The organism is Streptomyces himastatinicus ATCC 53653, from assembly GCF_000158915.1.
Classification (GTDB): Bacteria; Actinomycetota; Actinomycetes; order Streptomycetales; family Streptomycetaceae; genus Streptomyces; species Streptomyces himastatinicus.
Genome location: NZ_GG657754.1, coordinates 10,788,206 through 10,810,653, shown reverse-complemented (window position 1 = coordinate 10,810,653; position 22,448 = coordinate 10,788,206). Strand labels below are relative to the sequence as shown.

Here is a 22,448-nt window from a genome sequence, read left to right as displayed (position 1 = left end):
GACGGTGTCGAAGTACAGCTCCTTGACACTGTGGTCGGTCTCGTTCGCCGGCGTGACGAAGAGTGGCAGGAACGGCGCGATGGGGGCCTCGGGGTTGCGGCGCACATGATCGACGAGAGCGGCGGTCCACTCCTCGTAGCTGACGTCCTCGATGGCGTATCCGGCGGCGCGCATGCGGTCGACCATGTCGCTGAGCCGTGCCGGCCGGGGGTTGGTCAGGTGGACCACTCCCCCGAGATGCGGGAGCCGGGTGCGATGCCGACGATCGCGTCGGTGACGGTGTCCACGGGAGACAAAGGTCGAGGGGCAGCGGGACCGCGGGGGCCGACCCCATGTGCGCGATGGCGTCGAAGACCGCGCAGATGGCAGTGGAGGTGTTCCAGGCGCCGGTGCGGCTGTGGCCGGTGATTTCGTAGGGCCGGTGGATGGTGACCGGCAGCCCCGCCTCCGCCGCGTGGCCGAGCATGCGCTCGGCCACCCACTTGGTTTCGGGGTACCCCATGCTGATCAGCTCGGGATGGCTGAGCGGGGTGCTCTCGTCGACGTACCGGACGCCCCCGGCGCCACTTCCGGAGAGCACCGCGGTGGTCGAGACGTAGTGGAGGGGAATCCGTCGCCCTGCTGCCAGGTCGAGGAGGGAGCGGACGGCTTCCACGTTCGCCTCCCTCAACTGCTGGTAGGGGTAGAGGAAGTTGACGTGGGCGGCGCTGTGCACGATCAGGTCGACGTCGTCCGCCAGGCCGCCGAGGACACCGGGTGGCATCCCCAGCCCGGGGCGGCCGAGTTCGGCGGGCAGCGGACGGACCCGACCGGGTTCGCCGAGACGGAGACCGAACCGTTTCATCGTGGCGTGGATCCGCCGCATCGCCTGCGCGTCGTCGGCGGCGCGCACCGGGCAGTGGATGGTCGCGTCGGTATCGCGGAGCAGCCGTTCGAGCAGGAACGCGCCGACGAATCCGGTGGCTCCGGTGAGCAGGATGTGGCGGGCCCGGGTGGGCTGCGGGGAAGCGTCCGGGCCGGCGCCGACGTTCAGCTCGATGCCGGCCTCGGCTTCGTAGTCGGGCTGTGTCCGGTCGTCCGGCCCGGATGGCCCGGACGGCAGGGTGCCGGTCGCCGCGCGGTACGCGGCCAGGGCCGGGGCCGCCAGCAGGCGCTGGAGCAGCGGCGCGAAGTGCTCGGCGGTCAGGCCGAGGGCGGCGATGGTGCGGGTGACGGCCTGGGCCGCGAGGAGGGAGTTGCCGCCCTCGGCGAAGAAGTCCGTGCTGTCGGACACCGGTGTGCCGAGCACCTCCGCCCAGATCTCCGCGACGGGGTCGCCCGGCCCTTCGGCGGGCGGCTGGCCCGAGCCTTGGTCGGGGACGGCGGCCCGGGTGCGCAGCTCCGCGTAGTCGGTCTTGCCGTTCCCGGTGAACGGCATACGCTCCAGCGGGTGAATGGGGGCGGGGATGGCGTGCGTGGGCAGTCGGCTCGCCAGGTGCGCGCGGAGTTGTTCGGGCCGCACCGGCCGGGTGGGGTCCGCGGACGTGACGAACGCGCTGAGCCCCTTGCCGATGCCGTCGTTCCCCCGGACGAGCACCGCGGCGTCGGCCACGCCGGGGTGGGTACGCAACAGGGCTTCCACGGCGTCGAGTTCGACGCGGAAGCCGCGGACCTTGACCTGCCGGTCCACCCGGCCGCGGAATTCCAGCAGCCCGTCACCGCCCCGGCGGGCCAGGTCACCGCTGCGGTAGAGACGCTCGCTCTCGCCGGTGCTCGTAGGCAGCGTGACGAAGGCACGGGCGGTCTCCTCGGGCCGGTTGAGGTAGCCCAGGGCCAGCCCCGCCCCGCCGATGCAGATCTCGCCCTCCTCGCCGGGGCCTGCCGGGCTGCCGTCGGCCCGCAGGAGGTGGCAGCTGCTGGCGGCCACCTGCCATCCGATCGGGACCGAGGAGGCATCGGGCGCCACATGGCCGACGTCGTAGGCGCTCACCATGATGCCGCCTTCGGTCGGGCCGTATCCGTTGATCAGATGCCGCGGCCGTCCCGTCGCACACACCGCCGCCACCAGCCCCGGGTCCATGGCCTCACCGCCGACCAGCACCATGTCCAGGGCGCCGAAGATCCCGGCCTTGGTCCGCACCGAGTGGTGGAACAGGCTGGTGGTCATGAAGGCATGCGTGATGCGCTCGGCGCGGAGCAGCGAGCCCAGCGCCTCCGTGTCCAGGAGTACGTCCCTGCCCGCCACGACGAGGCAGCCGCCGCCCAGCAGGGTGGCCCACATCTCGAAGAGGGAGCCGTCGAAGGAGAGGCCGAAGGTCTGGAGGACGCGCTTTCCGGAGCCGGGGCACCAGGGAGCGCCGCCCTCCGCCAGCCGGGTCACGGCGCGGTGCGGGAAGAGCACCGGCTTGGGGCGTCCGGTGGTGCCGGAGGTGAAGAGCACATACGCGCAGTTCTCCGCCGAACGTTCCGTGAGGGACGGGAAATCCGGGTCGTGGTCCACGGTGGGCCGCGTCCGCACCAGTGCGTCGAACTCTTCCCAGCCCACCGGCTCGTCGCCCGCCGCCGCCACCGGCTCGTGGCCGGGAAGTGCGATGGCCAGTCGTGCACCGGCATCACTGAGCATCTCGGCGGCTTGGGCCGACGGGTACTGCGCGTCCACCGGGACGCACACCGCACCGGCCCGCAGGATGCCGACGGTGGCGACCGTCGCCTCCCAGGAGCGCGTGCCGAGGACCGCGACGGCGTCCCCGGGGCGTACGGCTCGACTCAGGAGGGCTTGGGATATGGACCGTGACCAGTCGTCGAGATCCTCATAGGAATATGTTCTGCCGCCGTCCTGTACCGCCGGAGCGTCGGGTGCGCGCACCATCTGCCGGGCCAGCAGACCGGGAAGCGAGGCACTCCGTGGGGTGTCGGAAACGGGGCTCTGCCGGCTCTCGCCGGTGTGGGTGTTCGTGTGCATGGTTGCTCCACAAAGGCCGGCCGCTGGGGTCGGGGCCGGTAGTTCAGGGAAGACGGCAGACGTCGGACGTCAGATGGCAGATGTCAGACGTCAGACGGAAATCAGCGCGGTCCGGCGGCCGGGCATAACCCTTCGCCCGAACCGGCGCTGCGTGCCCTGAATCGGTGGGAGACGTACTCCGGGTGCTGTTGGTCCGTCAAGGGACTCGACGCCCTCCCGTGCGGGGGCCGGTGAGGATTCCCGCCTCACACGCCCTTCTGCCTTCCTGAGCATCAATGCCCACAACAGCATCAGTTGAAGACAGAACTTTGACGTGTTCCGCGCCTCAGCCCTTCGTCCGCCGCTTCACACCGCGCCACCAGGACAGCCAGAACGGGTCGGCGGGGGCAGGGGCGGTCGAGAAGGCGGGCTTGGTCTCGGGCTCTGCCGTGGGGAGCTCGGTACGCAGCGCGTTCGGCGGTGTCAGACCGGGTGCCCGCGGCGCCTGGTGGCTGGGAGTGAACTCGACCGGCAGCCCCTTGAGGTGGCGGTACATCAGCGAGGAGGTCCACTCCAGTTCGTCGTTCGGGACGGCCAGCCGCAGATCGGGCAAGCGGGTGAGGAGGGTGTCGATGGCCGTGTCGGCGATCGCCCGGCCGATGTGCTGACCGGGACATTCGTGCGGGCCGCCGCTGAAGGCGAGATGGGAGCGGTTGCCGTGCACGGAGGCATGCAGATCGGGGCGGATCGCCGGGTCGACGTTGGCCGCGCCGAGACCGAGCAGGAGCATGTCCCCTGCCGCAATGGGCTGTTCGGCGAGCACGGTGTCGCTGGTGGCCCACCGCCCCAGGAGAGTCATCATCGGTGGCTCGTCCCACATCACCTGCTCCATCGCGTCCGGCAGCGTCATGTGCCCGCCGGCCAGGTTCGCGCGGAAGCGGTCGTCGGTGAGCAGCGTCCGCAGTGCGTTCGCGATCAGGTTGACGGTGGTCTCGTTGGCGGCGGTGAGGATGAGCCGCAGATGCTCGCGGATCTCGTCGTCGCTGAGGCCGGAGGGGTGCTCGATCAGCTTGGAGGGGAAGTCGTGACCGGGGTCGGTGCGCTTGCGCTCGACGAGTTGGTGCAGGGTCCGGGTGATGTACTCGTTGCTCGCTGCCGCGGTGTCCGTACCGGTGAGCGCGTCCTGGACGGCGGCGGCCAGGGCCGGGCCGTAGTCGTCCGGCATGCCGAAGAGCTGTGTCATGACCCGCAGCGGAAGCTGGGCGGCGAACTGGTGCACCAGGTCGGCCCGTCCGCTGCGCTCGAACCCGTCGACGAGCTGATGGGTGAAACGCGTGACATGGCGCCGGATACCGCGCGCCTCGAAGCGGCCCAGGCTGTCGGTGACCGCGCCGCGCAGCCGCTCGTGCTCCTCGCCGTCGACGAAGACGCACAGCGGCTGCCAGGCCGTGATGGGCGCCAGCGGATGGTCGGCCGTCACCCGCCCCTCGGCCATGTCCCGCCAATACCGTGAATCACGGGAGAAGACGGTGGGGGTGCGCAGGACGTCGAGGTTCTCGCGATGGCCGAGGACCAGCCAGGCCGGCAGGTCGCCGTGGACGAGTACGGGGGCGACGGGCCCGTGCGCGGCCCGCAGCTTCTCGTACACACCCATCGGGTCGGCCTGGGCTTCGTCGCCGTACAGGCGGTGCAGTGCGTCCGGAGTCATGCCGTGGGCCGGGCAGCCGGGCGGCGGAGTCGCCGGGCGGTCGGTCGTGGGCTCGGGGTTGTTGGCGGTCACGTGGACTCCGAGGTCGTTACAAAGGTTCGCAGATAGCGCATCAGGGAAAGCAGCACGTCCCGGCTCGACGGTCGCTCGCGTGCGTCGCACACCACGATCGGCACGCTGTCCGGAAGGTCGAGTGCGCCGCGCACCTCTTCTGTGAGGTAGGAGGTCGCGTCGGGGAAGGAATTGACGGCGATCACGAAGGGCACCTCGGCCTCTTCCAGACGCCCGATCACGTCGAAGCTGACTTCCAGACGCCGGGTGTCGACGAGCACGATGGCTCCCAGCGCACCCTCGAACAGGCCGTTCCACAGGAACCAGAAGCGCTGCTGGCCGGGTGTGCCGAAGAGATACAGCACCAGCTCGTCGTTGAGCGTGATCCGGCCGAAGTCCATCGCCACGGTGGTCACGGTCTTGCGCTCCACTCCGGCGATGTCGTCGATCCCGGCGCCGGCCTGCGTCATCGTTTCCTCGGTGGTCAGCGGCCTGATCTCGCTCACCGAGCGGACGAAGGTGGTCTTTCCGACGCCGAAACCGCCCACGATGACGATCTTGACTGCGGAGGAGGCCGTTGACGGCAGCCGGTCCTCGCGCCGAGGCTCCGTGACCGTGTCAGAGATTCTGGAGACCATCGATAACCGCCTCTATCAGTGCGATGTCGGGACGCGACGAGGCGGGTGTGCGGGCCTCGACACGTCCGTCGGCCAGCAGATCGGCGAGGAGCACGCTGATCACACTGGTGGGCAGGGTCAAATGAGCGGAGATTTCCGCGACGGACACCGGAGACCGGCACACCCGGAGGATGGCGGCGAGCTCCGGCTGGATGCCGGCCTTCGGCTCCTCCCGGGACACGATCAGGGTGACCAGGTCCAGGTCGGCCTGCTCCGTTGAGTCCGCCCGGCCCCCCGTGATGACGTAGAGCCGCTCGGGACCGCCCTCGTCCCAGTCGCGGTCGGACGTGCTCACCGCAGCTGCCCGTCGCTTCGCGGCGGGGTGGTGAGATGCGCGCCGATCCGGGCGACGAGGTCACGCATGCACTGACCGACCAGTCCGGCGTCCACCCCCTCGTCGGCGAGCACCGCCAGATGGGCACCGGCGCCCGCGGCCATCAGGTACATGAAGCCGCCGCTGACCTCGATGACGACCATCCGCATCCGCCCGTCGCTGTGCGGGAACTCGGAGGCGACGGCCACCGACAGGCTCTGCAGGCCCGAACCGACCGCGGCGAGGCGGTCCGCGGTGTCCATGTCCGTGTCGTACCGGGCCATGCACAAGCCGTCCGACGACAGGACCACGATGTGGCGAGTCTGGGGGACGCTCTCCGCGAGATCCCTGAGCATCCAGTCCATGTCCGCGCGCTGCTGCATCGGTTACTCACCCTTGTCTGAGGTGTCGCTGTTGGCCCGGGGAGGTGCTGCCCTGGGCTTGTCGGCTGAGAGACCGCTCTGCAATTCGGCCATCCAGACGCCGGGCGCGGGTTCCTCGTGCGCCGTCTCCGCCGGCCCCGGCCGGGGCGCGGTCCGCGCCGCGGGCCCGGTCGCCGGACGACGGCGGCGCCGCTGGGGCAGCCCGCTGGCCGTGCGTTCGGCCTCGGCCGGTGTCTCTTCCCCGGTACGGTCGTCCGCGCGGACCGGGGCGGACCCGTCCGTGTCCACAGCCTCGTGTGTGTCCACTGCCGCACCGGCGTTCCGGTACGCGTCCGGGGACGGGGACGCGGTGCGCGGTGCGAACGCTTCGGTCGCCTCCCGGGAGGGCGCGCCCTGTGCGGCGGCCGGCCGGTCCGCCGGCCGGGGCCCGGACGAGGCGCCGATACCGTGCGCACGCCCCGTCGCGGGTGCGGTGGTGAGCAGGCTCTTCGGCACGGTCAGCACCGCGCGCACGCCTCCGTAGACGGACGGCGGGAGCGCGACCTTGAAGTCGTAGGCCTGCGCGAGGCGGCCGACCACGGCGAGCCCCAACCGCGGCGACTCCCCCAGGTCGTTCAGGTCGATGCCGGCCCGTGCTTCCTTGAGCATCCCCTCGGCCCGCGACCGCGCCTCCTCACTGAGACCGACACCGCCGTCCTCGACCTCGATGGCGATGCCCATGTGCACCTCCACCGCCGTCAGGTGGACGCGGGTCTTGGGCGGCGAGTACCGGCTGGCGTTGTCCAGCAGTTCCGCCAGTGCGTGGATGAGCGGCTCGACGGCGGTACCGACAACGGCGACCTCGGCGACGGTGTGCAGCTCCACCCGCTGATAGTCGAGGATCCGGGACATGGCGCCACGCAGCACGCTGTAGAGGGGCACCGCCTTGCTCCACTGGCGGCCCGGCCGCGCCCCGCCGAGTACGGCGATGCTGTCGGCCAGCCGGCCGATCAGGGCGGTGCCGTGGTCGAGCCGGAGCAGGTCGGCGAAGAACGCCGGTTCCTGGCCGTGCCGGTCTTCCATCGCCCGCAGGTCCGTCGCCTGTTGGTGCACGATGGCCTGGACCCGGCGCGCGATGTTCACCACACCGCGTTGCGCCGAGTCACGCATGCTCTCCTCGGCCTGCACGGCCTCGACGACGGACCGCAGCAGTGCCTGGTGCGCCGCCTGGGACTGCGGGCTGAGCGCCTCGTCCTGAGCGGAGACGGACAGCAGGACGTCCTCGGCGAACTCGCCTTCCTGGAGCCGGGCGACAGCCGCCGGCAGATGCTGCTCGGCCAGCCGGATCGTCGCGGCCTCCTGCCGCCGCAAGTCCTGGAGCAGGGCGGCTTCACGCGTGGCGTACTCGGCCCGCAGCGCGGCGACGGCCCGGCCGCGGCGGGCCGCCTCGGCCGAGACGAGAGCGACCATCACCGTGGCGACGACTCCGCACCAGATGGCCGGTGCCCTCCCTCCCGTCGGCGCGATCGTCGCGATGACTGCCGTGACCACGGCCATCAGGGCAGCGGGAGCCGACCACGCCGCGGCAAGGCCGGTCGAGGGGCCTCCGGGTGACGACGCAGTACGAACCATCAGCATCCTCAATCATCGAGAAAATCCAGAACCAACGGGATACGCGGCACAGGCCACAATCATCGAACTCATTGCGCGAACCAGCCTATTGCCGTGCCAAGTTCACACAATGAGTTCGCATCCCGAGCCATTCGATTGACACTATATTCACACGTGATCTCCGCTCACGAACCGCCTCTGACCTGGCCGAGAGGTATCGCGGGGCTGCTGGGAGAGCGCTTGCGTACCTCGTGGAGATATCCGCGGTGACGGTCTCCTGCGCTGTGTGACGAATAGCGACCCGATGGGCAGTGTGTCCGCTTAGCGGCCGAAGAATTCGCCATTAATTGCCCGGCCCGGCGGACGCGCGGTTACCGAAATGAATGTGGACGACCACGGTCCGCCGTGGTCGCCTGCGGCTGCCGGCCGGCGCTCAGGCGGTTCCGGTCGGACGGTGCAGGTAGGCGCCGACGGGTGGGCCGACGACCTTGCCCGCCCGCAAGATGTGGTTGCCCCTCAAGAAGGTGTCGGTGACCTGGGCGGTCAGCTCGAAGCCCTCGAACGGGGTGTACTGCTGCGTCGACTCCGACTCCGCGGCGCGTACGGTCCAGGTGCGGCCCGGGTCGACCAGGGCGATGTCGGCGTCGAAGCCGGGGGCGAGGCTGCCCTTGGTGCGCAGCCCAAAGCGCCGGGCCGGGTTCCAGGAGGTCAGCGCGGCGATCCGGCCCAGCGGCAGGCCGCGTTTCGTTCCCTCGGTGAGCAGGCCGGACAGGAGGTACTCGGCGCCGCCGAAGCCGGCCTTGGCGAGGAAGACGTCGTCCTCGGGCTCGCCGAACTTCACCTCCTCGCGGCAGCACGCGTGGTCGCTGACGACCCAGTCGACGGTGCCGTCGAGCACGTGCTCCCAGAGCGCCTCGACGTCGTCACGGGGCCGCAGCGGCGGGTTGACCTTGCCGCCGAGGCCGTGTGCGGTGGTGATGTCGGCGAGCAGATGCCCGACGGTCACCTCACGGCGGAAGTCGATGTGCGGGAACGCCCGACTCATCCGCACGGCCGCGTCGACCGCCTTGCGGGACGACAGGTGCAGCAGGTTGATCGTGGGCAGCCCGGTCTCGTGCGCCAGGTAGGAGGCGACGGCGACCGCGAGGCCTTCGGAGTGCTGCGGCCGGGAGGCGCTGTAGGCGGCGAGCCCGGTCAGGTCACCCGCCTCCTCGACCAGCCTGGTGTACGCGGTCATGATCTCGGCGGTCTCGCAGTGCAGGGAGAGGGAGATCTCGTCGGCGAGGCCGGGGAACCGCTCGCGGGCGGCCTGCACCCCGCGCATGACGAACTCGAAGTGCGCGTAGTCGTACCGCTCGTCCTCGGGGAGCATCAGGAACGCGTTCTGGTCGGCCGACCTGCCGTGGAGGCCGTGGCTGCCGTAGAACATGAAGATCTTGAACGAGGTGACGCCGAACCGCTCGATCAGGTCGGGAATCTCGTCGATGTGAGCGCGCGAGATCGGCGCGAGGTGGAAGCCGTAGTCGACGTGGGCGCGGCCGGATGCGGCGGCCAGCACCTCGGGGAAGAAGTCGGCGTACGCACCGGCCTTGTTGAGGTAGTAGCGGCCGGTCCGGGTGTAGGTCAGGGCGCTGGTGACGCCGCCCTGTGCGCACGCGCGGCTCTCGGTGGCCGCGTCCTCGGGCAGCGGGTGGTAGATCCCCCAGTGCTGGTGGGCGTCGACGACACCGGGGAACGCCAGCCTGCCACCGGCGTCGACCACCCGGCGGGCGCCTTCCGTGGCGATGCCGGAGGCTACGGAGGCGATCCGGCCTCCTTGGACGGCGATGTCCGCAGGGCGTGCGTCATCGTGGTCGTGGGTGACGACACGGGCGTTCTTCACCACCAGGTCGTATGCGCTCACGCAGGCCTCCTGCCTCGGTGTGCTCAGGTCGTCATGCGCCGATCACCCGGTTCTCCTCCGCCCAGAACACGAGCCGCTTCTGGGCGAACCGGATGATGAAGTGGGCGATCAGCCCCAGTACGGAGAGCACCACCAGCACGGCGAACATCCCGGCGATGTCGAAGTTGTAGTTGGTCTGGAGGAGGAGGTATCCCAGGCCCTCCTTCGCGCCGATGAACTCGCCGACGACGGCGCCCAGGATCGAGAAGACGATCCCGATGTCCAGGCCCGCGAAGATGAAGGGGAGCGCGCTCGGCAGCCGCACCATCCGGAACACCTGGATCCTGCCGGCGCCGAACACCATGAGCATCTGGATCCGGTCGGCGTCGGCCGAGCGCAGCCCCTCGATGACGTTGACCAGCACGGGGAAGAACGAGATCACCGCCGCCATGACGACCTTGCTCGTCATGCCGAAGCCGAACCAGACGACGAACAGCGGCGCGAGCGCCACCTTGGGCACCGTCTGGAAGGCGACGACATACGGCATGAAGGTGCGCTCGATCAGCCGCACCTGGGAGATCGCGGTGCCCAGCACCAGCGCCGCCGCCACTCCGAGCAGAAAGCCGTAACCCGACTCCAGGACCGTCACCTTCAGATGTCCCCAGAACAACGGGTCCGCCAGCTGTGTCCGGAGGGCGTCGAAGATCTGCGAAGGGCGCGGCAGCACGTAGTCGTCGATCCCGAAGGCGGGGACCGCGAACTCCCAGGCCAGCATGGTGACGACGAAGACGGTGGGAACGAGCAGCAGTTCGGGGCGCTCCCGCAGGTCTCGCAGGTCCACCCGGAGCCGCCGCTTGCGGAGTCGCTTCATGAGTCGCTTCATGAGTCGATCACCGAGGTGGCGTTGAAATGCCTGCGGATCCGCTCGACGAAGACACCGGCGCGGTCCGAGGCCATCGCGCCGAGTGTGCGCGGGCGTTCGAGCTCGATGTCGACGATCTCCGCTATGCGGCCGGGGCGGAGGCTGAGCACCACGACCCGGTCGGAGAGGAAGACCGCCTCGGGGATGGAGTGGGTGACGAACACGACGGTCTGGCCGCTCTCCCGCCAGATCCTCAGCAACTCGACGTTCATCGACTCACGGGTCAGGGCGTCGAGTGCGCCGAAGGGCTCGTCCATCAGCAGCACGGCCGGGTCGTGCACCAGGGCCCGGCAGATTCCGGCGCGCTGCTGCATCCCGCCGCTCAGCTCATGCGGGTGTCTGCCCTCGAAGCCGTCGAGGCCGACCATCGCGAGCAGCCGCTCGGCCCGCTCCCGGTACACCGAGGCGTCGAGCTTCTGTATCTCCACGGGCACCATCACGTTCTGTAGCACGGTGCGCCAGGGCAGGAGGGTGGGCGTCTGGAAGACCATGCCCACCTCGGGCAGCGGCCCCGTCACGTCGCGGTCGGCGACGCGGACTGTCCCCTGGCTCCTGGGGACGATCCCCGCGAGGATCTTCAACAGGGTGGTCTTACCGCACCCCGACGGGCCGACGACCGACACGAACTCGCCGCGTCGGGCCGTGAAGGTGACGTCCGAGAGCGCGTGGGTCGGCTCGGACCTGCGCGGCCGGTAGGTCTTGTGCAGTCCGGTGACCTCGATCCAGCGGTCTTCGTCCACGGTCCCCCGCTCTCCTGTTCTCCCCGCCTTCCCGCGTCACCCGGCGGCCTTCGCCTTCTCGATCACGGCCGCCGGGTCGAAGTCGTTCGCGCCCGTGAGCAGGCTGCCGTCCCACAGCTCCGGGAGGGGGACGTCCTCGGTGATCTGGCCGGCCGTCCTGGTGTAGGCGACCGTCTTGTCCCACTCCCCGTCGCTGATCGCGCCCCAGTCCTTGAAGTCCTCGGGCTCACCGGTGGCGGGGACCGCGGTCTTGATCCACGCCTCGAGGGTCCTGGTGTCATCGGCGATGCGGTCGTCGGCCTTCTTGCCGGTCAGCAGCCGGGGGAACGCCCGGTAGCCGTCGCGCATCGCGGCCTCGGGGTTCACGGCGGAGAAGAGCAGTGCCTTGTAGGAGGCGCGCAAGTAGCGCGTCAGCACGTCCTTCTTCTGCTTCAGGGTCTTCTCGGTCACCGCGTAGGTCAGGGAGCGGATGCCGTCGAACGCGTCGGAGTTGTCGAGATAGCGCAGATCGGTGCCCGTGTTCTCGATGGTGGTGTACGCCTGGGTGAACAGGGCGAGCACGTCGACCTTGCCGTCTTCCAGGGCGGCCAGGGCCTGTGCCCCCACGCCGACCGGCAGCAGGTCGACGTCCTTGGCCGCGTCCAGTCCGGCGTCGCTCGCGTACGCGCGGGCGTAGATGGCCGAGCCGGAGGCCAGGCTGATGACCCCGACCTTCTTGCCCTTGAGGTCGGCCGGGCTCCTGATCTCGCTGCCGGGCTGGACGGCCATGCGCCACGGCCAGTTCCGTACCAGGCCCCCGATGGCCTTCACCGGGACGCCCTTCTCCCGTGCGGCGAGGATGGCTCCCGCGTCGGCCGGCGCGATGTCGGCGCTGTTCGAGGCGACGGCCTGGACCGCTGCCACCGACCCATCGGTGTTGATCACGTCGACTTTCAGCTTCTCCTCGGCCAGATAGCCCTCGGCGTCGCCCACCGCGTAGGTGGCGACCTCTTCCTTGGGTGCGACCACGGCCGAGGGAACGGCGAGTCGGAGCGTGGCCCGGGCGCCCGAGTCACCGTCGGAGGACGACGAGGGCCCGTCCGCGCAGGCGGAGAGCGCAGCGAGGACGACGACAGCGAGGCCGAGCCGTAAGCACAGTTTCATGTTCCGTACCCTTCGTGGCCGTGCCGCTCGATGAGGTCGGCGGCGGTGCGCAGCCCGTCGCGGGCCCGGATGGTCGTGGAGGCTTCCGTCAGCCTGTGCCGCAGGCGGGTGTCGCCGAGCAACTCCGTCAGGGCGCCGTGCAGTTGCGCGTCGGTGAAGCGGTACGGGTCGAGGCGGACGCCGTAGCCGAGTTCGGCGATCCGCTGTGCGTTGTCGTACTGGTCCCAGAACAGCGGGAGCACGATCATGGGCTTGCCGAAGTGGAGGCTCTCGGTGGTCGTGTTGTTGCCGCCATGGGTGATGACGAGGTCGACGAGCGGGAGGATCCGCGTCTGCGGGAGGAACTCCGCGCCCCACATGGTGGGAGGCAGCTCGATCTCGTCGTGCAGCGGTCCCTTGGAGACGATGTAGCGGTGCGGGGTGCGGGCCAGGGAGGCGATGATCCGGCGCATGAGGCCGACGTCGGCGGAGCCGAGGGAGCCCAGGCTGAAGTAGATCAGCGCGCTGCCCCCGGGCCGTTCGGCCAGCTCCGGCGGCAAGGTGAACTCCTCGTCGGTCTCGCGGACCGAGGAGTCCAGCCGGTGCCAGGCAGGGCCCAGCGGGCGGGCTTCGGCGTAGTCGGCGCTCTCCGGATAGACGTACAGGTTCAGCTCGCCGTCGTGGATGAACTCCAGGTCGGGCAGCGGCCTCGCGCCCTGGTCCACGACCCAGGCGTTGAACTCCGCCCAGACCTCGCGGTGGGTGCGGTCGTACTCGGCACGGAACGCGGCCCAGCCCGCGCGGTCAGCGGCCGGGTAGCCGGAGAAGGGCGGGGGGACGTGTTCGCCCTTCATCTCCAGCGGGTTGCAGGAGACGATCCGTACGAAGGGCGCGTCGGCCGTGGTCAGCGCGGGGAAGCAGACGACGTTGTCCTCGACGATCACGTCCGGCCGGACCCGGTCGACGATTCTCTTGAGCTGAGGTTCGCAGTACCGGGCGCCGGCGATCAGTTCCTCCCAGACCGGCCTGACCCATGTGCCCAGCTGTTCGATCGTGGGCTTTTGGAACTCGGGGGCGGTGTCGCGTACGAAGTCCTTCCAGAACTGGCCCGCCTCCTGGGGTTTTTCGGGCGGCGGCGCCAGGTCGACCAGGTCCTCCTCGAAGCCGAGCGGGGCGAGCCTGCCCTTCCAGGACGCCTCCGCCGCGAACACCACGCGGTGGCCCCGTCGGCGCAGTACGTCGCCGATGCCGACGCAGTTGTTGGTCGGGCCGTACGCGCTCTCCGGCGCGAAGAGGATGGTCAGGGGTCTGCTCAAGGGGTGTCTCCCGTCGTCTCGATCAGTACCGCGCTCTCCGGGTCCCACGACAGCGCGACGCGGGCCCCGGAGGTCACCGTGGCCGGGCCCGGAACGGTCAGCAGGACCGGCCGGTCCAGACCGGGGACCGTGACCGCGATCCTGGAGGAGCCGCCGAAGTAGCTGATGTCCAGCACCGTGCCGTGCAGGTGAGCGTCCGCGCCCTGGGCGGCGAGCCGGATGCTCTCCGGTCGTACGCCGACCAGCCCGGCCGCCTTCCCGGCCGGGGCGGGCAGGACACCGACGCCGGGTACGTCGAGTCCGCCGGAGGGCAGCAGCCGTCCGGAGAAGACGTTGTTGGCGCCGACGAAGCCCGCGACGAACCGGCCCCGGGGGTGCCGGTAGAGCTCGACGGGGGTGTCGACCTGCTGGACGCGCCCCCGGTCCAGGACGGCGATCCGGTCGGCGAGCGACATGGCCTCCTCCTGGTCGTGGGTGACGACGAGGAAGGTGATGCCCACCTGGTGCTGGAGGCGCTTGAGCTCCAGCTGCATCTCGGCGCGGACCTGTTTGTCCAGCGCCGACAGCGGCTCGTCGAGCAGCAGCACACGGGGGCGTTTGACGATGGCACGGGCGAGGGCGACCCGCTGCCGCTGCCCGCCGGACAGCTGGTGCGGCCGTCTGCGAGCGTGCGCGGTCAGCCCGACGGTGGCGAGTACGGCCGCGACCCGTTCGCCGATCTCGGCCCGGGCGAGCCCTTCCCGCGCCAGCCCGTACGCGATGTTCTTCTCCACGTTCATGTGCGGGAACAGCGCGTACGACTGGAACATGAGGTTGACCGGCCTCCGGTGCGCGGGCACGCCCAGCAGGTCCTGGCCGTCCAGGGTGACCGTGCCGCTGTCCGGGGTCTCGAATCCGGCGAGGACGCGCAGCAGGGTCGTCTTGCCGCAGCCGCTCGGGCCGAGGAGGGCGAAGAACTCGCCCTCCTCGATCTCCAGGCTCACTCCGTCCAGGGCGGTGACCTCGCCGAACCGCCGGGTGACGGCATGGATACGGATCACAGCGCCTCCGTCAGCCGGCTGATGCGCTGGGCGGCGATCACCACGGTGAAGCCGACCGCGAGCAGCAGGGTGGCGAGCGCGTTGATCTCCGGGGTCACGCCGAACCTGATCATCGAGTAGATGACGATCGGCAGGGTGGGGTCCTTCGGTCCCGCGGTGAAGAAGGCGATGACGAACTCGTCGAGCGAGAGCGTGAACGTCAGCAGCGCGCCCGCCACGATGCCGGGGGCGAGGGTCGGCAGGGTGATGCGGAGGAACGTGGTGACCTCGCCCGCGCCGAGGTCGCGTGAGGCCTCCTCCAGGGAGGGGTCGACGTGGGCGATCCGGGTGCGCACGACGGCCGTGACGAAGGCGAGGCCGAAGACGGTGTGGGCGAGCAGCACGGAGTGCAGGCCGAGGGTGGCCGAGACGAGCGAGTAGAAGGCGAGCAGTCCGATCGCGAGCACGATGTCCGGCAGGACGGCGGGCAGCACCGACAGGGCGGGCAGCAGCCGCGACCGGCTCGCGTGGCGGGCGAGCCCCACGGCGAGCAGGGTGCCGAGGACGGTGGACGCGGCGGTCGCGCCCGCGGCCACGATCAGCGTGTTGGCCAGGCCCTGCAGGACCTCGTCGTCGCCGGCCAGCGTGCCGTACCAGGCGGTGCTGAACCCGGACCACTCGTAGGGGCTGTCCGAGCGGTTGAAGGACATCACCACCAGCACCACGACGGGCGTGTAGAGGAACGCGTACGTCACCCACAGCGGGAGGAGCGTCGCCCGGCGCATCAGCGGCCGCCCAGCCGGCGCCCTGCCCAGGCCTGCGCCATGAGCAGCAGGACCAGGAACGCCATCAGGGCGAGGGCGAGCACCGAGCCGAACGGCCAGTCCCGCGCCGTGAGGAACTGGTCTCTGATCAGATTGCCGACCATGACCGTGCGCCCGCCGCCCAGCAGTTCGGGGACGACGAAGTTGCCGAGGCTGGGCACGAAGACGAAGACGCAGCCGGTCAGCACGCCGGGCAGGGTGTGCGGGAGGGTCACGCTCCAGAACGTGCGGGCCGGGCGGGCGCCCAGATCGGCCGAGGCTTCGAGCAGCTGGGGGTCGACCCGCTCGATCGCCGAGTACAGCGGCAGCACCATCAGCGGGAGATAGGCGTAGAGCAGTCCGAGGACGACTGCGGGTTCCGTGTAGAGGAGTTTCAGCGGCCGGTCGATCACCCCGATGCCGGTGAGGGCCGAGTTGACCACGCCGTGGGTGGACAGCAGCACGATCCAGGCGTAGGTACGGATCAGGAAGTTGGTCCAGAACGGGAGCACGACCAGGACCAGGGCGACCGTGCGCCATCTGCCGGGCAGCCGGCTGATCGCGTACGCGGTCGGGTAGCCGAGGAGCAGCGCGAGCAGCGTGGTGACGGCGGCGATGCGCAGCGAGTCGGTGAGGACGCCGGCGTAGAGGGGGTCGGTGAGCCGCGCGAAGTTCTCGCCGGTGCTTCCGTCCTCGTACGCGATCCCGCCGAAGCGGCCCCGCCGGAAGACCGTGTAGCCGATCAGCAGGGCCAGCGGCAGCAGGAGCAGGACGGCCAGGTAGGACAGGCCCGGGCCGAGCAGGACGATACGGGCTCGCACATGTGGTCTTCCGGCCGCTTTCCCCCGTCGGGCCATCAACCCGCGGTGACTTCCGTGACGATCCGGGTGTACGCCGTCGCGTCGTCCCCGAGGTCGACGGCGGACTCGCCCTTGAGCAGTCGCTCGGGGGGCATGGCGAGTGCGGGGTAGCTCTTCAGCAGGGCCGGGTCGAGTTCGGCCATGGCGGCGGTGTTGGGGACCTTGTAGAAGATGTTCGAGGCGACCCAGGAGTGCACCTTCGCGTCGAGGACGTAGTCGATGAAGGCGTGTGCCGCCTCCTTGTTCTTCGACGACTTGAGGATGACCATCGTGTCGGTCCAGAGGTCGCTGCCCTCCTTGGGGACGACGAAGCCGATCCTCTTGTCGTCGGTCGGGCACCAGCCGTCCCAGGCCTCCGCCAGCACGGCCTCCCCGGACTTGAGGCGGTCGCCGAACGTGGTGTCGTCGTAGGCGAGGAGCCCGTCCTTCGCGGTGAGCAGCAACTCTTTGACCTTGGCGAGCTCTTGCTCGTCGGTGGTGTTCACCGAGTAGCCGAGCGCCTTCTGCGCGGGGAGGAAGAGCCAGCGTTCGGTCTTCAGCATGGTGGCCTTGCCCTTGACCGCGGCGCGCGGCTTCAGCAGGTCGTTCCAGCTGTCGGGGGTGTAGCCGACGAGGTCCTTGCGGTAGCAGAGCCCGGTGGTGCCCCAGGTGTACGGGACGGAGTAGACGTTGCCCTTGTCGTGGGCGAGCCGGGCGGCGAGCGGGTCCAGGTTCTTCAGGTGCGGGACCCGATCGTGGTGGATGGGTTCGAGCAGCCCCTGCTCCGCGAGCGCCTGCGCGTACTGGCCCGATACGAACGCCACGTCGATGCCGCTGTCGGCGGAGGCGGTCAGTTTGGCGACGATCTCCTCGTTGGTGCTGTGCTTGGCGACGGTCATGGGCGTGCCGACGGCCGACTTGAACCGGGCGGGAAGGTCCTTCGGCATATAGCCGTCCCAGTTCGAGACAGTGAGCCGCTGCTTGCGTAAGTCCGCCTCGGGGTCGAGCGACGCGGAAGCGGCGGGGCCGTTCCCGCCCGGTTGGCCGTCGCCGCCGCATGCGGGGAGAAGGAGCGCGAGGACGGCCGCCGTCGCCGCCATGGACACGTGCCTGAACCTCAGTGCGCCTAACACGCCACTCCCTTGCTGTCGAGATCAGCCGGCTGAGCGTGGGTCATGCCCGGTTCGCCGAACGGCTCACGGGCAGGCATCGATTTCCGGATTTTCGCACCATTGGCATGCACCGGGCAAGATGGCCGTTTCGCCCGGCCGCGTTCCGCCCGCCCACGCGGACGGGCCGACGCTGCGGGCGAACGCCGTGGCGAGTTCGGCCTGGTCCTCGGCGAGGATGTTGACCACGAACCGGCCGGCCTCCCGGATGCCGGGTAGCTCTTGGAGGTGACCGCCACAGCGAACGCGACCAGCGGTGGGTCCGGCGACACGCTCATAAAGGTCCGGCAGGTCAGGCCGGAGCGTCAGGCATGGACAGGCGCAACCTCACGGGCCGGCAGCTCGAGTCCAAGGTTCTCGCGCAGAGTGGTGCCGGTGTAGTCGGCGGCTACGATCTTCCGTTTGCGCAGCTCGTGCAGCAGGCCGTTGACGACGAAGTCGTGCTGCCGCGGGTCGGCGAGGCCATTCAGCGAGATCACGTCCAGAACACCCGCCCGGAACCGTTCCTCAACGGCGTCGGCGAGTTGCTCGGGGGTTCCGGCGACGGCCCAGTGCCCGGTGTCCTGGGCCGCGATGACGAGCTCCCGCAGCGTATAGCCCTGTCGCGCGTAGCCGGCGAAGATGTCGACCCGGCCGCGGCGGCGGTTCACCGAAGCGACGTCCGGCAGCAGGCTCTCCGGCAGCGTCGCGTCGAGCGGGATGTCAGACAGATCGACTCCTCCGCCGAGCATGTCGGCCACTTGGGCGCGGCCGCGTTCGAAGTCGATCGACTCGCGCCGCTCGCGTACGAGCCGCTGCGCCTCCTCCTCGGTGGCGCCGTAGGTGGCATGGAACGAGCTGAAGATCAGTGGCAGCCCGCCGGGCCTTCCGAACTGCGCGGCCTGGCGGCGGATCTTCCGGGTGAAGTCCAGCGCGATGTCGACAGTGGGGAGCGAGGTGAAGACGATCTCGGCGTAGCGGGCGCCCAGTGCTATCCCCGCTTCGGACTGTCCGGCCTGGATCTGCACCGGGCGCCGCTGTGGCAGCGGCGGGATGTTCAGAGGGCCGGCGACGGTGAAGAACCGGCCGGAGTGATGGATGGGGTGCACCCTATCCCGGTGCAGCAACGCCTTGCCGTCCGTGCCGACGGTCAGTGCACCCGGCTCCCAGCTGTCCCACAGCGCGTTGACCACGTCCAGCGTCTCCGCGGCGCGCGCGTAGCGTTCCTGCGGGCTGGGCAGTTCGTCGGGGCCGAAGTTCTCCTCACCGACCGAGGAGGTCACCAGGTTCCAGGCAGCCCGGCCGTTGCTCACATGATCGAGGGTTCCGAACAACCGCGCCAGATTGAACGGGTGGTTGAAGGTGGTCGAGACCGTGGCGATCAGGCCGATCCGCGACGTCACCTGGCTCAGCGCCGAGACGAAGATCAGCGGCTCCTGCGACCCGATGGCGCCCTGGGCGCCGAAGCTGAGCAGATCGGCGGTGAACAGTGCGTCGATCCTCGCGGCTTCGGCCAGTTTCGCAACCCGCACAGCGGTGTCCAGCGTGGATCGGGTCGGATCGATCGCCAGGTCGTAGGTCTCCGACGTTCCGCCGGCTCCGGTCACGGTTTTCAGCGTTCTGGGCTGCTTCGCACTCACGACTCGTCCATTCTCACCGTCGTCGGTGGCATCTCAAGGTGGCGAATTCTCATGGGCGCGGGCGGTGAACACCCAAAGAGGTGAGGTCAGGCCCGGCCAGGCAGGCAGATGAGGTCAGGCCCGGCAGGCACACAGGTGTGCGCCGGACATGCCGGGAGAAGGCCGGAACGCGCTGTCAACGACACAGCGCGGCGGCGGTCCGGCACAGCTTCACGTGCCGACGCTGCTCACAGGCGACATCGCCCGGCGGCGAGTGCCGTGATCGTGCACTCGGCGGCGTGCCGTGCCGCGGACGAGGAGGGGCGGGACCCACAGCTGTGGGAGGCACGGTCGGCCGACCCGCTTGTCATCCGCCTCTGCCAGGCGCTGCGTGCGGCAGGGAGGTAGGGGTGGTGCCAGACGGGCTCGGCGGCCGAGGGCACGCTCTCCGCCCCCTGGGCCAGTACACCGTATGCCACCCCGTCGATCACTGAGGCAGCATACCTCCCGCCGTTGTTGTCGACAGCCCCATCACGAGCCACGCCCACTGGTCCGCTGCCTGCCAAGCTGCGTCCATGACGCCCGGCCCGTCTCCAGCGCGGCCACGATCGAGTGCGGCCAGCCGGGCACCTTCCCTCGCCCCGGCCGAACGTGTGACAAAAGGCCTGGTCAGGGCAGGTTTCGGCGTCCGGCCGCAGCCAGAGCAGCGCCTCGCATAACTCGAACAGCGCGTCGCCCCGCGTGGTCAGAGTGTATGAGAGGCGTCGGGGCTGCGGCTGATGATGCTGGTGTTGTGAGGGGGCTACCGGAAAAGGACTTGCCATGGGCAGCAGACGCCAAGGAACCATGTGCGCATGCGGGTTGGTGTGATCGGGCTGAGGATGGGGCTATTCCTGGCGGGCTGGTGCCGGCGGGTGGGCATGGAGGTGGTGGCCGCCTGCGATCGAGACGCCGCGCGGCGGGAGGCGGCGTGGGAGGAGTTGCCGGGAGCGGTGCTCACCGACCAGTGGGAGGACCTGCTGGACCTCCGCCTGGACGGGGTTGTCCTGGCCAACGACTTCGACGCGCACGCGTCGCTGGCCATCGCGTTCCTGAAGCGGGGCGTGCACGTGCTGTCCGAGTGCGCGGCCTGCGTGGACGCGGACGAGGGACGGCTGCTGGTCGCGGCGGCGGAGCGGTCCACTGCCACCTACTCCTTCGCCGAGAACTACGTCTGCCATCCACACGTCCGCCTGGTCCGGCAGGCGGTCGAGGCTGGGGAGCTCGGCCGGGTCAGTCTGATCGAGGCCGACTACCTGCACGGCATGTCACCGGAGGACGTCGCCGCGCTCATCGGTGACCCCGACAGTTGGCGCGGTCGCATCTCCGCGGCGGCGTATTGCACGCACACCGTCTCGCCGGTGCTGGCCGTCACGGGGGCTTGGCCGGTGGAGGTGGCCGCGTTCCAGGTGCACGAGGCTGACCTGGATCGGGCTGTCGTCATGGCCGTCCGGCTGTCCACCGGAGCGTTGGCCGTGACCCGCCACGGCTTCCTCCAGGGCGAGCCCGACAGCCACTGGAGCTGGCTGTCCGTCCGCGGCACCCGGGCACTGGCCGAGTCCGTGCGCGCACCGGGCGAGCGGGCCTGGTCAGTCCGCGTCCGGGTGGAGGGCTGGACACGGTCCGACGGCGTCACCCACGAGGAGGAACGGGTCCCGCCACTCCTCACTCTGGACGGGTGGCCGGTGGAGCGGCAGGCCGAGGGGACGGTGCGAGTCCTCCAGGGATTCCGGGCCACGGTGGAGCGCGGGGAGCCGCCGCTGGTCCCGGTGCGGCCCGCGGTGGCCGCGTCGCTGGTCGGCGTGGCCGGTGCGGAGTCGTTGAAGAACGGTTCGCGGCCGGTGCGCGTGCCAGACTTCTCGCCGGGATGACGGACGCGGGCCGCGTGCCCGTGCTGTAGGTCGGCCCGGGGCCAGGGTGGCTACCTCAGCTCGCTGGATGTGGGCGAGTTGCTCGCGGGGTCCTGGCGCCGCGCCGCCATCCGTGCGTCCGCCCTACCTGACGCACGGGGCGGCGACGAGGCCGACTCGGCTGGTTGCCGGCCGAACCGAAAGCGTCGGCAGCCGGGTCTCAGCGGCGACCGAGGTGCGCCGTCAGGAGATTCGCGTCCCCGCCTGTGGTGAGCGCACCGCTGTTGACGTAAACGGTGTCTTTGTCGACGGCGACGGCGACGGACGTGGTGTTCCGCAGCCCGTCGTTCTCGTCGAGGACAGTGCGGGCGGGCCCGCCCGGGGTGATGAGCACGACCTTGCTGGGTATGTTGAGGGCGGCCAACAGCTGGTCTCCCCGCCCCGTGAAGGCAAAGTCGTCGACGCTGTCCAGTCCCGAGGCCTTGATCTGGGGCCTCCCTGCCGTTCCCTTGCCTGTCAGCAGGGTGCGCAGGATCGTCCCGCGATCGATGTTGGACACCCACACGGCGCCGTTGCGCACCTTCACGCCGTTGGCGCCGAAGAAGTTGGTCGTGGCTGACGGCGGTGGCTCAGACCACGTGGGGTGTTTCTCGCGCGGTCGCGAAGTGTGCGCGGCATGCCTGGCCATAGCCACGTCTGAAAGCCAACACATCTTGGACTGGACAGTTCAAGATAGAATGGTGCGCAACACAGCCCGCACCATCGACGCATCGGCAAGGAAGTGCCGCGTGGCAGGCAAGAAGCAGTTCGACATGGACGCGGCGCTCAACGCCGCGATGATCCAGTTCTGGCGCGACGGCTACACCGACACCTCACTGGACGATTTGTCCCGGGCAACCGGCCTGAACCGCAGCTCCATCTACTCCTCCCTCGGCGACAAGGACACGCTCTTCCTGCGCTGCCTGGATCGCTACGCCGCGCGCTACGGCGAGAAGTACGACGCCGCCCTGTCGTGTGCAGCCTCGGAACCCGTTGCCGCTGTTCGTGCGTTCTTCGACGTCACCCTCGAGCGCATCGCCGATCCCGAACTACCTGATGGCTGCCTGATCGCCCAGTCAGCCATGGCAATTCCAGTGCTGAGTCCGAGCGTCGCAGCGCACGCTCAGCAGGCGCTCGGCTTCCAGCGCCTGCGCCTGCGCGCCGCACTGGAGGCCGGCCGACTGACCGACCAGGGCGCCGAGGCCTTCGCCGCACACGCGGCGGCTGTGAACCAGTCGCTCGCCGTCATGAGCAGAGCCGGGGCGACCCCGGCGCAGCTCCTGGCCATCGTGGGCGTGACCGTTGACGCGCTGTCGCAGGCGCTGCGCGCGTAACGGCGTCCTCGTCGCGGGCACAACCAGTCCGGCGAGCTCAGCGAAGCGCGCCTCGAGCCCTTTCGCTACAGTTGCCGGGCAGGCCGTTTCCTGATCAGACTGAGTCACACCATGATGATCACGGAGCGGCGCGC

General features: G+C 69.9%; 19 protein-coding genes and 1 pseudogene. 2 read left to right on the top strand and 18 right to left on the bottom strand.

Going from position 1 to position 22,448, the window contains the following annotated elements:
- Positions 1-319: 319 nt before the first annotated feature.
- The 17 genes and pseudogenes from SSOG_RS50015 to SSOG_RS45415 form a co-directional block, all read right to left on the bottom strand.
- Positions 320-2,848, bottom strand: a pseudogene (locus SSOG_RS50015) (non-ribosomal peptide synthetase); the annotation flags it as partial.
- Positions 2,849-3,266: 418 nt separating this feature from the next.
- The gene (locus SSOG_RS45485) at positions 3,267-4,700 is read right to left on the bottom strand and encodes a cytochrome P450 (RefSeq protein ID WP_009721086.1); all 1,434 of its coding nucleotides are present in this window, start codon (positions 4,698-4,700) and stop codon (positions 3,267-3,269) included.
- The gene (locus SSOG_RS45480; RefSeq protein WP_009721085.1) at positions 4,697-5,317 is read right to left on the bottom strand and encodes a GTP-binding protein; all 621 of its coding nucleotides are present in this window, start codon (positions 5,315-5,317) and stop codon (positions 4,697-4,699) included. The genes SSOG_RS45485 and SSOG_RS45480 overlap by 4 nt, the downstream gene beginning before the upstream one ends.
- Positions 5,298-5,651, bottom strand: a complete 354-nt coding sequence (locus SSOG_RS45475) for a DUF742 domain-containing protein (protein ID WP_009721084.1) — start codon at positions 5,649-5,651, stop codon at positions 5,298-5,300. The genes SSOG_RS45480 and SSOG_RS45475 overlap by 20 nt, the downstream gene beginning before the upstream one ends.
- Positions 5,648-6,052: a roadblock/LC7 domain-containing protein gene (locus SSOG_RS45470; protein ID WP_009721083.1), complete on the bottom strand. Its 405-nt coding sequence runs from the start codon at positions 6,050-6,052 to the stop codon at positions 5,648-5,650. Before SSOG_RS45470 ends, SSOG_RS45475 begins: the two co-directional genes overlap by 4 nt.
- 3 nt (positions 6,053-6,055) lie before the next feature.
- Entirely contained in the window at positions 6,056-7,588 is a 1,533-nt protein-coding gene (locus tag SSOG_RS45465) for a sensor histidine kinase (RefSeq protein WP_009721082.1), read from the bottom strand.
- 487 nt (positions 7,589-8,075) lie between these two features.
- Positions 8,076-9,545 carry a dihydroorotase gene (locus SSOG_RS45460; RefSeq protein ID WP_009721081.1) on the bottom strand — a complete coding sequence of 490 codons (1,470 nt, stop codon included), beginning with the start codon at positions 9,543-9,545 and terminating at the stop codon, positions 8,076-8,078.
- A 31-nt stretch (positions 9,546-9,576) separates the two neighbouring features.
- Positions 9,577-10,395: an ABC transporter permease gene (locus SSOG_RS45455; protein WP_106516568.1), complete on the bottom strand. Its 819-nt coding sequence runs from the start codon at positions 10,393-10,395 to the stop codon at positions 9,577-9,579.
- Between the two features lie 8 nt (positions 10,396-10,403).
- Complete coding sequence (locus tag SSOG_RS45450; protein ID WP_009721079.1) at positions 10,404-11,186, bottom strand: ABC transporter ATP-binding protein; 783 nt, start codon at positions 11,184-11,186, stop codon at positions 10,404-10,406.
- A 36-nt stretch (positions 11,187-11,222) separates the two neighbouring features.
- Positions 11,223-12,329, bottom strand: coding sequence for an ABC transporter substrate-binding protein (locus SSOG_RS45445; protein ID WP_039940333.1), 1,107 nt, complete (start codon positions 12,327-12,329; stop codon positions 11,223-11,225).
- A complete protein-coding gene (locus SSOG_RS45440) occupies positions 12,326-13,624 on the bottom strand; it encodes a glycosyltransferase (protein WP_039940331.1) in 1,299 nt (432 codons plus the stop codon). The genes SSOG_RS45445 and SSOG_RS45440 overlap by 4 nt, the downstream gene beginning before the upstream one ends.
- The gene (locus tag SSOG_RS45435; RefSeq protein WP_009721077.1) at positions 13,621-14,664 is read right to left on the bottom strand and encodes an ABC transporter ATP-binding protein; all 1,044 of its coding nucleotides are present in this window, start codon (positions 14,662-14,664) and stop codon (positions 13,621-13,623) included. Before SSOG_RS45435 ends, SSOG_RS45440 begins: the two co-directional genes overlap by 4 nt.
- Positions 14,661-15,428, bottom strand: a complete 768-nt coding sequence (locus SSOG_RS45430) for an ABC transporter permease (protein WP_009721076.1) — start codon at positions 15,426-15,428, stop codon at positions 14,661-14,663. The genes SSOG_RS45435 and SSOG_RS45430 overlap by 4 nt, the downstream gene beginning before the upstream one ends.
- Positions 15,428-16,267 carry an ABC transporter permease gene (locus SSOG_RS45425; RefSeq protein ID WP_245606544.1) on the bottom strand — a complete coding sequence of 280 codons (840 nt, stop codon included), beginning with the start codon at positions 16,265-16,267 and terminating at the stop codon, positions 15,428-15,430. The genes SSOG_RS45430 and SSOG_RS45425 overlap by 1 nt, the downstream gene beginning before the upstream one ends.
- A gap of 35 nt (positions 16,268-16,302) precedes the next feature.
- Positions 16,303-17,385 (bottom strand): polyamine ABC transporter substrate-binding protein, encoded by a 1,083-nt coding sequence (locus SSOG_RS45420; protein ID WP_009721074.1) that lies wholly within the window; start codon positions 17,383-17,385, stop codon positions 16,303-16,305.
- A 96-nt stretch (positions 17,386-17,481) separates the two neighbouring features.
- Positions 17,482-17,643 (bottom strand): PNPOx family protein, encoded by a 162-nt coding sequence (locus SSOG_RS57195; protein ID WP_245606543.1) that lies wholly within the window; start codon positions 17,641-17,643, stop codon positions 17,482-17,484.
- A 116-nt stretch (positions 17,644-17,759) separates the two neighbouring features.
- Entirely contained in the window at positions 17,760-19,040 is a 1,281-nt protein-coding gene (locus SSOG_RS45415) for an NtaA/DmoA family FMN-dependent monooxygenase (RefSeq protein WP_245606542.1), read from the bottom strand.
- Between the two features lie 866 nt (positions 19,041-19,906).
- On the opposite strand from SSOG_RS45415, the gene SSOG_RS45410 reads away from it, so the two are divergent.
- On the top strand, positions 19,907-20,962 hold the full coding sequence (locus tag SSOG_RS45410) for a Gfo/Idh/MocA family protein (protein WP_078510551.1): 1,056 nt from the start codon (positions 19,907-19,909) through the stop codon (positions 20,960-20,962).
- Between the two features lie 199 nt (positions 20,963-21,161).
- Here SSOG_RS45410 and SSOG_RS45405 read toward each other — a convergent pair whose 3' ends face one another.
- Positions 21,162-21,629, bottom strand: coding sequence for a hypothetical protein (locus SSOG_RS45405; protein ID WP_208867461.1), 468 nt, complete (start codon positions 21,627-21,629; stop codon positions 21,162-21,164).
- 100 nt (positions 21,630-21,729) lie between these two features.
- Between SSOG_RS45405 and SSOG_RS45400 the strand changes: the two genes are divergently transcribed.
- Positions 21,730-22,314 carry a TetR/AcrR family transcriptional regulator gene (locus SSOG_RS45400; RefSeq protein ID WP_009721070.1) on the top strand — a complete coding sequence of 195 codons (585 nt, stop codon included), beginning with the start codon at positions 21,730-21,732 and terminating at the stop codon, positions 22,312-22,314.
- Positions 22,315-22,448 lie beyond the last annotated feature (134 nt).

Bases quoted from the DNA above. Each gene is read 5' to 3' on its own strand.
- SSOG_RS45480 (WP_009721085.1), bottom strand. From the start codon at position 5,317: ATGGTCTCCAGAATCTCTGACACGGTCACGGAGCCTCGGCGCGAGGAC.
- SSOG_RS45470 (WP_009721083.1), bottom strand. From the start codon at position 6,052: ATGCAGCAGCGCGCGGACATGGACTGGATGCTCAGGGATCTCGCGGAG.
- SSOG_RS45465 (WP_009721082.1), bottom strand. From the start codon at position 7,588: ATGGCCGTGGTCACGGCAGTCATCGCGACGATCGCGCCGACGGGAGGG.
- SSOG_RS45455 (WP_106516568.1), bottom strand. From the start codon at position 10,395: ATGAAGCGACTCCGCAAGCGGCGGCTCCGGGTGGACCTGCGAGACCTG.
- SSOG_RS45445 (WP_039940333.1), bottom strand. From the start codon at position 12,329: ATGAAACTGTGCTTACGGCTCGGCCTCGCTGTCGTCGTCCTCGCTGCG.
- SSOG_RS45430 (WP_009721076.1), bottom strand. From the start codon at position 15,428: ATGCGCCGGGCGACGCTCCTCCCGCTGTGGGTGACGTACGCGTTCCTC.
- SSOG_RS45420 (WP_009721074.1), bottom strand. From the start codon at position 17,385: ATGGCGGCGACGGCGGCCGTCCTCGCGCTCCTTCTCCCCGCATGCGGC.
- SSOG_RS45410 (WP_078510551.1), top strand. From the start codon at position 19,907: ATGCGGGTTGGTGTGATCGGGCTGAGGATGGGGCTATTCCTGGCGGGC.
- SSOG_RS45405 (WP_208867461.1), bottom strand. From the start codon at position 21,629: ATGGCCAGGCATGCCGCGCACACTTCGCGACCGCGCGAGAAACACCCC.